The organism is Actinosynnema sp. NPDC023658 (genome assembly GCF_040639995.1).
GTDB lineage: Bacteria > Actinomycetota > Actinomycetes > Mycobacteriales > Pseudonocardiaceae > Actinosynnema.
Window position 1 is genome coordinate 1 of record NZ_JBFAAX010000260.1, and the last position, 8,035, is coordinate 8,035.

Below are 8,035 nucleotides of genomic sequence, written 5' to 3' on the forward strand. Positions count from 1 at the left end.
CATTGGCTGCCGGTGGGCCACATGGGCCCGGTCCAGCCGACCTGCCCTGCGCCGTTGCCGGCGAAGAGGATGAGGTTGTCGCCGGGGTCGATCGCGGCGATGTCCACACGACCGTCACCGTTGAAGTCGTTCGACTTCGGAGGAGCTACGTCCTCGACGATCCGGTCGTAGCGGATCGGCGTGTACGTGTTCGCGTACGCCGCCGACCACGTGTGCTGTCCGGGTGCGTTCGGGCCACCGTGCTCGCGGACGATCGGCTGGGTCTTCGCCGCGTCCGCCCAGCCGATGAACAGCGCGACGTGGTCGGCGCTGTTCAGGGCGTCGCCCAGGCGGAGGTCGGAGCGCGGGATCTCGTGCGTGACCTGGTCCAAGCTCCACGTCACGTACGACTGGTCCAGCCCCCACACCATCGACACGTAACCGGAGCAGTCCATGCGGTAGTTGCCGTACGCGTTCCGGTGGCAGCCGCCCTGGTTGTAAGCGACGCCCTCGTCGATCCACGTCTGCGAGCGGGTGAGGATCTCGTTGCGCGCCGTCACCCGGTTCTGGCTGTAGATGTCGCAGGTCAGCATGATCTGGAAGCCGCCACCCGGGTCGGCGCTCGCCGCCGGGGCGAGGCCCGCGACGCAGGCGAGCGCAGCGACGGCCAGGGTCACTTTGGTGAATCTCATGCACGGAGTCCTTTGCTTCCCTGCGCCCGATTCATTCGGGCGCCGCCAAAGCTTGATCGACCCGGCTGAAAGAAACCCCAAAGGCGATCCAGGGCCTTTCGCTGAGGTTGATTGCGCTGATCGGAGCACTGTCGCGCGGCGAACGGTTCTATTTGGACCAGTTGCGATGCATTCCTCAAAGGAACCTCAAAGGCCACGGATGCTGTGCCGGTCGTGTCGTGAGGAGAGCGGAGAGTGCGTGCGTGCCCGTCGCCACCGGGGTACCGCCCGCGAAAACGCCTGGGCACCGGTACTACGCTGCTCTGTGTGATTGACCTCAAGGCACTGCGCGAGAACCCGGAAGCCGTCCGCGCGTCGCAACGCGCGCGTGGCGAGGACGAGACCGTGGTCGACGCGCTGCTGTCCGCCGACGAGCGCCGCCGGGCCGCCATCGCCCGCGCCGACGCGCTGCGCGGCGAGCAGAAGGCGTTCGGCAAGCAGGTCGGCCGGGCCAGGGGCGAGGAGCGCGACGCGCTGCTGGCCAAGGGCAAGGAGCTGGCGGGCGAGGTCAAGGCCGCCGAGGCCGAGCAGTCCGCCGCCGAGGCCGAGCTGACCGAGCTGCACCGCGCCGTGCCGAACGTGGTCCACCCCGACGCCCCCGAGGGCGGCGAGGACGACTACGTGGTGGTCAAGCACGTCGGGGAGAAGCGGGAGTTCGACTTCGAGCCGCTGGACCACCTCGACCTGGGCGTGAAGCTCGGCGCGATCGACATGGAACGCGGCGCGAAGGTGTCCGGCTCGCGGTTCTACTTCCTCACCGGCGTGGGCGCGCAGCTGGAGCTCGCGCTGCTCAACATGGCCGTCGCCCAGGCCACCGCGGCCGGGTTCAAGCTGATGATCACGCCGACGCTGGTGCGTCCCGAGATCATGGCGGGCACCGGGTTCCTCGGCGCGCACGCGAGCGAGATCTACCGCCTCGAAGCCGACGACCTGTACCTCGTCGGCACCTCGGAGGTGCCGCTCGCGGGCTACCACGCCGACGAGATCCTGGACGGCCCGAAGCGGTACGCGGGCTGGTCGTCGTGCTACCGCCGCGAGGCGGGCTCGTACGGCAAGGACACCCGCGGCATCATCCGCGTGCACCAGTTCAACAAGGTCGAGATGTTCTCCTACGTCAAGCCGGAGGACGCCGAGGCCGAGCACGCCAAGCTGCTGGCCTGGGAAGAGGAGATGCTGGCCAAGATCGACGTCCCCTACCGGGTCATCGACACGGCCGCCGGCGACCTGGGCACCTCGGCCGCGCGCAAGTTCGACTGCGAGGCGTGGATCCCGACCCAGCAGGCCTACCGCGAGCTGACCTCCACCTCGAACTGCACCACGTTCCAGGCCCGGCGGCTCAACGTCCGCTACCGCGACGAGAACGGCAAGCCGCAGATCGCCGCCACGCTCAACGGCACCCTGGCCACCACCCGCTGGATCGTCGCCATCCTGGAGAACCACCAGCAGGCCGACGGCTCGGTCGTGGTGCCCGAGGCGCTGCGCCCGTTCCTGGGCCTGGACGTCATCAAGCCCAACTGAGACCGGGCCGGCTCACGCCCAACCGAGCTGCCCGAACTCACCGCCGAGGGGCACCGACTCCGGTATGTCGTCGCCGGAGTCGAGTGCCTCCAGCAGGCGCAGCACGTCCACGGCCCCGTCGTCGTCCCCGAACTCGGTCAACGCGGTCTCCAGCAGCGGCCGGGCCTCCTCCGGACGCCCCTGGGCCCACCGCACGCACGCCAGCAGCGCGTCGCACCTGCCGGCGGCCAACCGCATCGACGGGTCGTCGGCCCGCTCCCGGTACAGCGACGCGGCCTTGGTCAGCTGCGCACCGGCCCGGTCGAGGTCACCGACCTCGATCGCCGGCACGGCCGACTCCCGCAACGCCCACGCCACCCCCGCCCGGTCGCCGTGGTCGTACTGCCACTCCACGACCTCCGCCAGGTGGGCGGCGACGGCGTCCACCTCGCCCGACGCCCGTTGCACGCTGGCCAACACGTCCAGCGCCGCCACGTGCCCGGTCAGCGACTCGGGCGTCGGGTCCGCCTGGCACCGGGCCCGCCGCACGCCGACCTCCCGCTTGGCCAGTTCCGCGGCGACCGGCAGCAACCCCCGCTCGGCACTGGTCACGGCCCCGCACCGCAGCACCTCCGCCGCCGACTCCGCCAGCGGGAACCGGTCCGCCAGCTCCACGCTCACCTCCGGCAACCCCGCCATCCCCGGCGACTCCGACCACAGGTGCAGCAACAACGTCGCCGCGTTCTCCACCTTCCCCCGGGACATGCACGACCGAACACCCTTCATCACCTTGTCCATCGGCACACAGTACCGTTTGCGTGACGCAAAACTGCGTTTACCAATTGGGTGAAACCGAAATAGGTTCGATTACGGAGAGTCGCTAAGGTGATCGAATGGCGGTAGGCACCACGCGCGGCAAGCGGAAGCTCGGCGCTCTCATGGAGGGCTACCTCGCACAATCGGGGATCAAGGCGGACAAGGTCATCAAGGAGGTGCGCACCTCCCGCTCGACCTGGAACCGCATGATCGCCGGCGAGGCCCGGCCGAGGTGGGCGACCTTCATCGCCATCCTGGCGGTGATGAAGGTCAGCGACGAGGACCGCGAACGCGCGCTGGCGCTCTGGGAGGTGGCCGACGACGAGGCCGCACCCATCGAGCACGCGGCCCTGCTGCCCAAGAGCTACCTGCGCTTTCGCCGCGACGAGGCGGAAGCGGTGATCGAGCGGACGGCCGACGCGGTGTTGATCCCCGGGCTGCTCCAGACACCCGAGTACGCCTCGGCCGTGGCGGTCGGGAACCGGTTCCTGCTCCCCGGTGAGAACTGGGACGAGAAGGCCGGACCGGAGCGCAGGGACAGGCAGGGTTTGCTGCGCCGCCAACCGGAACCGCTCATCCTGCACGCGCTCATCGACGAGGCGGCACTGCGCCGGGAGATCGGCGGCCCGGAGATCATGCGAGCGCAGTGGGAGCACCTGCTCCAGGCCGTGCAGTGGCAGAACGTGACGATCCAGGTGATCCCGAATGGTGCTGGTGCCTACGGCGCGCTGTCCGGGACACTGATCATCTACGACTTCCCCGGTGATGACCTGGGCTCGGCCTACGTGGACAGCCTGATCGGCCTGAGCCCGGTCGAGGACGAGCCGGGCGTCACCCGGCTGCGCGCGGTGTGGGAAGACGCGGCCACCCGCGCGTTGTCGGTCGAGGAGACCACCGACTTGATTCGAACAGTGAGGGGATCATGAGAAAGCGATTGGTCCGGGACGGCCGGGTGTACTTCACCTCCAGCGCCAGCAACACCGCGAGCGCGTGCGTCGGGGTGTCGGTGGAGGTGACTCGCGCCGGGGTGCTGGACACGAAGAACCCCGGCGGTGACGTGCTGGAGTTCGGCAGGGCCGCGTTCACGGCGTTCCTGGGGTCGCTCAGGTCCAGCTGAGCTCGACCTGGCCGGCCACGTGCCCGCCGATCTCCAACGCCGACGTCGCGGCGGGTGAGGGCGCGTTCAGCACGTGCACCTGCCGCGGCGCGGTGTCGATCAGGAAGTCGTCCACCAGCGAGCCGTCCGCCCGCATCGCCTGCGCCCGCACGCCCGCCGACGCGCGCACCAGGTCGTCCTCCCGGATCGCGGGCACGAGCCGGGCGAGGCTGGCCGCGAAGCGCTTGCGCGACAACGACCGCATCACCTCCTCCGCCCCGGTCCGGGCGAACCGCCGCGCCAATCGCCACGTGCCGGGGAACCGGGCCACGTCGGCCACGTCCGCCGCCGAGAAGTCCCGCCACCGGTACCCCTCGCGCCGCAGCGCCAGCACGGCGTTCGGCCCGGCGTGCACGCTGCCGTCGAGCATCCGGGTCAGGTGCACGCCCAGGAACGGCAGCGCCGGGTCCGGCACGGGGTAGATCAGCCCGCGCACCAGCCGTCGCCGGTCGTGGCGCAGCTCGTAGTACTCGCCGCGGAACGGCACGATCGCCGCCGACGGCGTCACGCCCGCCAGCCGCGCCACCCGGTCGCTGTGCAGGCCGGCGCAGTTGACCAGCGCGTCCGCCCGCACGACACCCCGCGTGGTGGCCACCTCGACGCCACCGCCGCTGAGCGCGCGCCGGATCGCCAACGCGGGCGTGTGCAGCCGCAGGTCGTGCCCGTTGAGCTCGCGCACGAGCGCCGCGCACACGGCCGGGAAGTCGATGATCCCGGTGCTCTCCACCCGCAGCGCGGCCACCGCCGCCACCTCGGGCTCGTGCTCGCGCGCCTCGTCCACGCCGATCCGCCGCACCGGCACCCCGTTGGCCTCGGCCCGCTCGGCCAGGGCCTCCAGGCGCGGCACCTCGTCCGGCGAGGTGGCGACGACGAGCTTGCCGCACACGTCCACCGGCACGCCGTGCTCCCGCGCGTAGGCGACGATCGAGGCGTTGCCCGCCACCGACATCCGCGCCTTCAACGACCCCGGCTTGTAGTACAGGCCCGCGTGCACGACGTTGCTGTTGTGGCCGGTCTGGTGCGCCGCCCACCGCGGCTCCTTCTCCAGCACGACCACGTCGTGACCGCGCCGGGCCAGCTCCCGCGCCGTCGCGAGGCCCACGATCCCGCCACCGATCACCACGACTCGTCGCACAGCGGAGAACCTAGCCGACCAGTTCGGGCAGGACGTCGGCCGCGACCCGCTCCAGCACCGCCTCGCTGCCCGCGAACGGGCCGTCCGCGCGCGGCCAGTGCACGACCAGGTCGGTGAACCCGAGCGCGCGGGCCCGGCCCGCCACGTCCCGGAAGTGCTCGACGCTGGTCAGCGAGTACGCCGGGGACGAGTCGACGCTGAGGTGGAAGTCGACGGACTCCTTGGCCCTCCCGATGCCGGCCAGCACCTCCTTGAACCGTTCCACCAGCCGGGCCAGGCCCTGCCACCACGCCGTCTCGTCGTCCGCGTCCGGGCCGGTGGTGATCCAGCCCGTGCCGTACTTCGCCGCCACGCCCATCGCCTTCGGGCCGTTCGCCGCGACGACGAACGGCAGCCGGGGCCGCTGCACGCAGCCCGGCGCGCTGCGAGCGTCGCGGATCTCGTAGTACTCGCCGCTGAACGTGGTCCGGTCCTGGGCCAGCAGCAGGTCCAGCGTCGTGACGAACTCCTCGAACCGGCCCTGCCGGCTGCGCGGCGAGGTGTCGCCCATCACCTCGGTGTCGTATCCCACACCGCCCGCGCCGACGCCGAGCGTGAAGCGGCCGTCGGAGAGGTCGTCCAGGGCGAGCAGCTCGCGGGAGAACGGCACCGGGTGGCGGAAGTTCGGCGTCGCGACGAGCGTGCCGAGCCGGATGCGCCCGGTCACCGCGGCGGCCGCTGCCAGCGTCGGAACGGCGCCGAACCACGGTCCGTCGACCAGCGAGCGCCACCCGAGGTGGTCGTAGGTCCAGGCGTGGTGGAAGCCGTACTCCTCGGCGGCCTTCCACTTGTGCTCGGCCATCCACCAGCGGTGTTCGGGCAGGATCACGATGCCAGTGCGCACCCGCCGACGTTATCGGAGAGCCCGCGCGGGAGTGCACGATGTGGGGGTGCAGAGACCATCCCTTGTGGCATCCGACGTCGACGGCACCCTGCTCACACCCCTGGGGCGGGTCAGCCCGCGTACGGCGGACCTGGTCGGCCGCGTGCTGGCCGCCGACGTCCCGTTCGTCCTGGCCACCGGCCGCCCGCCCCGCTGGCTGCCGGACGTGGCCGCCGCCGCGGGCCTCACCGGCTACGCCGTGTGCTCCAACGGGGCGGTGGTCTACGACATCGGCCAGGACCGGGTGGTCTCCGCCGAGCTGCTCACGCCCGAGCAGCTGACCGACCTGGCGTCCGTGCTGGACGAGGCGCTGCCCGGCTGCGCGCTGGCGTCCGAGCGCGTCGGTGAGTCAGGCCGCCAGGCGGACGAGACCGAGTTCATCTCCGACGAGCACTACCTGCACCCGTGGGTGGAGGGCGCGCAGCCGCTGCCCGGTCACCAGCGGGCCCAGCTGCTCGGCAAGCCGGCGGTGAAGCTGCTGGTCAGGCACCCGAACATGGCCTCCGACGAGATGGCGCGGGCCGTCGAGCCGCTCGTGGGCGACTCCGTGGCCCTGACCTGGTCGACCAACGAGGGCCTGCTGGAGTTCGCCGCGCCCGGCGTGACCAAGGCGACCGGCCTGGCCGCCGTGGCCGACCTGCTCGGCGTGGCGGCGGGCGGGGTGCTGGCGTTCGGGGACATGCCCAACGACGTGCCGATGCTCACCTGGGCCGGTCACGGCGTGGCCATGGCCAACGCCCACCAGGACGCCCTCGACGCCGCCGACGAGGTCACCGCGGCCAACTCCGAGGACGGGGTGGCACAGGTCCTGGAGCGGTGGTTCTAGGCTGCCGGTGACCCCGAACCGACCCACACCCAGACCCTTGGAGAGACACCCGTGCGCGCACTCGTGACCGGCGGAGCCGGCTTCATCGGTTCAACCCTGGTCGACAGGCTCCTGAGGGACGGGCACGAGGTGCACGTCGTCGACGACCTCAGCCGGGGCAAGCGGACCGAGCCCGCCGACCCGGCCCACGCCGACCGCTACTCGTTCTCGCGGGTCGACATCACCTCGCCCGAGCTGGCCGACGTGGTGGCGTCGTTCTCGCCCGAGGTCGTGTTCCACCTGGCCGCGCAGATCGACGTGCGCGTGTCGGTGGCCGAACCGCTGCTGGACGCCACCAAGAACGTGCTCGGCACGGTCAACCTGGCCGAGGCCGCCCGCCGCGCCGGCGTGCGCAAGGTGCTGTTCGCCTCGTCCGGCGGCTCGATCTACGGCACGCCCGAGGCGCTGCCGGTGTCCGAGGCCACGCCGATCAACCCGAAGTCGCCCTACGCGGCGTCCAAGGTGTCCGGCGAGGTGTACCTGAACACCTACCGGCAGCTGTACGGCCTGGAGTGCACCCACCTGGCGCTGGCCAACGTGTACGGCCCCCGGCAGGACCCGCACGGCGAGGCGGGCGTGGTGGCCATCTTCGCGTCCGCGCTGCTCGCGGGCCGTCCGACGAAGGTCTTCGGCGACGGCGGCAACACCCGTGACTACGTATTCGTCGAGGACGTCGTGTCGGCGTTCATCGCCGCGTCCGGCGAGGCGGGCGGCGGTCGCCGGTACAACATCGGCACCGCGCACCAGGTGTCCGACCGCGAGCTGCACACCCTGGTCGCGCAGGCGGCCGGCGTGGCCGACGAGCCCGAGTTCGCCCCGGCCCGCCTGGGCGACCTGCGCGCGTCGGCCATCGACCCGTCGCTCGCGCAGGCCGAGCTGGGCTGGAAGCCGGAGGTCGACATCGCCACCGGCGTGCGGCTGACCGTGGACTACT

9 protein-coding genes are annotated in these 8,035 nt (G+C 71.5%); 5 read left to right on the forward strand and 4 right to left on the reverse strand.

Annotated features, from left to right (window positions below; genetic code table 11):
* Positions 1 to 671, reverse strand: a 671-nt coding sequence (locus AB0G02_RS22950) for a VCBS repeat-containing protein (protein ID WP_360797514.1), incomplete at its 3' end; no start/stop codon positions are given.
* Between the two features lie 306 nt (positions 672 to 977).
* Here AB0G02_RS22950 and serS point away from each other — a divergent pair.
* Positions 978 to 2,228, forward strand: a complete 1,251-nt coding sequence (gene serS, locus AB0G02_RS22955; protein WP_360797515.1) for a serine--tRNA ligase — start codon at positions 978 to 980, stop codon at positions 2,226 to 2,228.
* Between the two features lie 12 nt (positions 2,229 to 2,240).
* On the opposite strand, the gene AB0G02_RS22960 is transcribed toward serS, so the two are convergent.
* The gene (locus tag AB0G02_RS22960) at positions 2,241 to 2,972 is read right to left on the reverse strand and encodes a hypothetical protein (RefSeq protein ID WP_360797516.1); all 732 of its coding nucleotides are present in this window, start codon (positions 2,970 to 2,972) and stop codon (positions 2,241 to 2,243) included.
* Between the two features lie 128 nt (positions 2,973 to 3,100).
* Here AB0G02_RS22960 and AB0G02_RS22965 point away from each other — a divergent pair, with 128 nt between their 5' ends.
* Together AB0G02_RS22965 and AB0G02_RS22970 are read left to right on the forward strand one after the other, a co-directional pair.
* Positions 3,101 to 3,949 carry a DUF5753 domain-containing protein gene (locus AB0G02_RS22965; RefSeq protein ID WP_360797517.1) on the forward strand — a complete coding sequence of 283 codons (849 nt, stop codon included), beginning with the start codon at positions 3,101 to 3,103 and terminating at the stop codon, positions 3,947 to 3,949.
* Entirely contained in the window at positions 3,946 to 4,140 is a 195-nt protein-coding gene (locus AB0G02_RS22970) for a DUF397 domain-containing protein (RefSeq protein ID WP_360797518.1), read from the forward strand. The genes AB0G02_RS22965 and AB0G02_RS22970 overlap by 4 nt, the downstream gene beginning before the upstream one ends.
* Here AB0G02_RS22970 and lhgO read toward each other — a convergent pair.
* Positions 4,127 to 5,314, reverse strand: a complete 1,188-nt coding sequence (gene lhgO, locus AB0G02_RS22975) for an L-2-hydroxyglutarate oxidase (protein WP_360797519.1) — start codon at positions 5,312 to 5,314, stop codon at positions 4,127 to 4,129. The genes AB0G02_RS22970 and lhgO overlap by 14 nt on opposite strands.
* A gap of 10 nt (positions 5,315 to 5,324) precedes the next feature.
* Entirely contained in the window at positions 5,325 to 6,197 is an 873-nt protein-coding gene (locus tag AB0G02_RS22980) for an LLM class flavin-dependent oxidoreductase (RefSeq protein WP_360797520.1), read from the reverse strand.
* A 46-nt stretch (positions 6,198 to 6,243) separates the two neighbouring features.
* On the opposite strand from AB0G02_RS22980, the gene AB0G02_RS22985 reads away from it, so the two are divergent.
* Both AB0G02_RS22985 and AB0G02_RS22990 read left to right on the forward strand, forming a co-directional pair.
* The gene (locus AB0G02_RS22985; RefSeq protein WP_360797521.1) at positions 6,244 to 7,062 is read left to right on the forward strand and encodes an HAD family hydrolase; all 819 of its coding nucleotides are present in this window, start codon (positions 6,244 to 6,246) and stop codon (positions 7,060 to 7,062) included.
* 51 nt (positions 7,063 to 7,113) lie between these two features.
* A partial coding sequence (locus tag AB0G02_RS22990; RefSeq protein WP_360797522.1) for an NAD-dependent epimerase/dehydratase family protein occupies positions 7,114 to 8,035 on the forward strand: 922 nt, incomplete at its 3' end.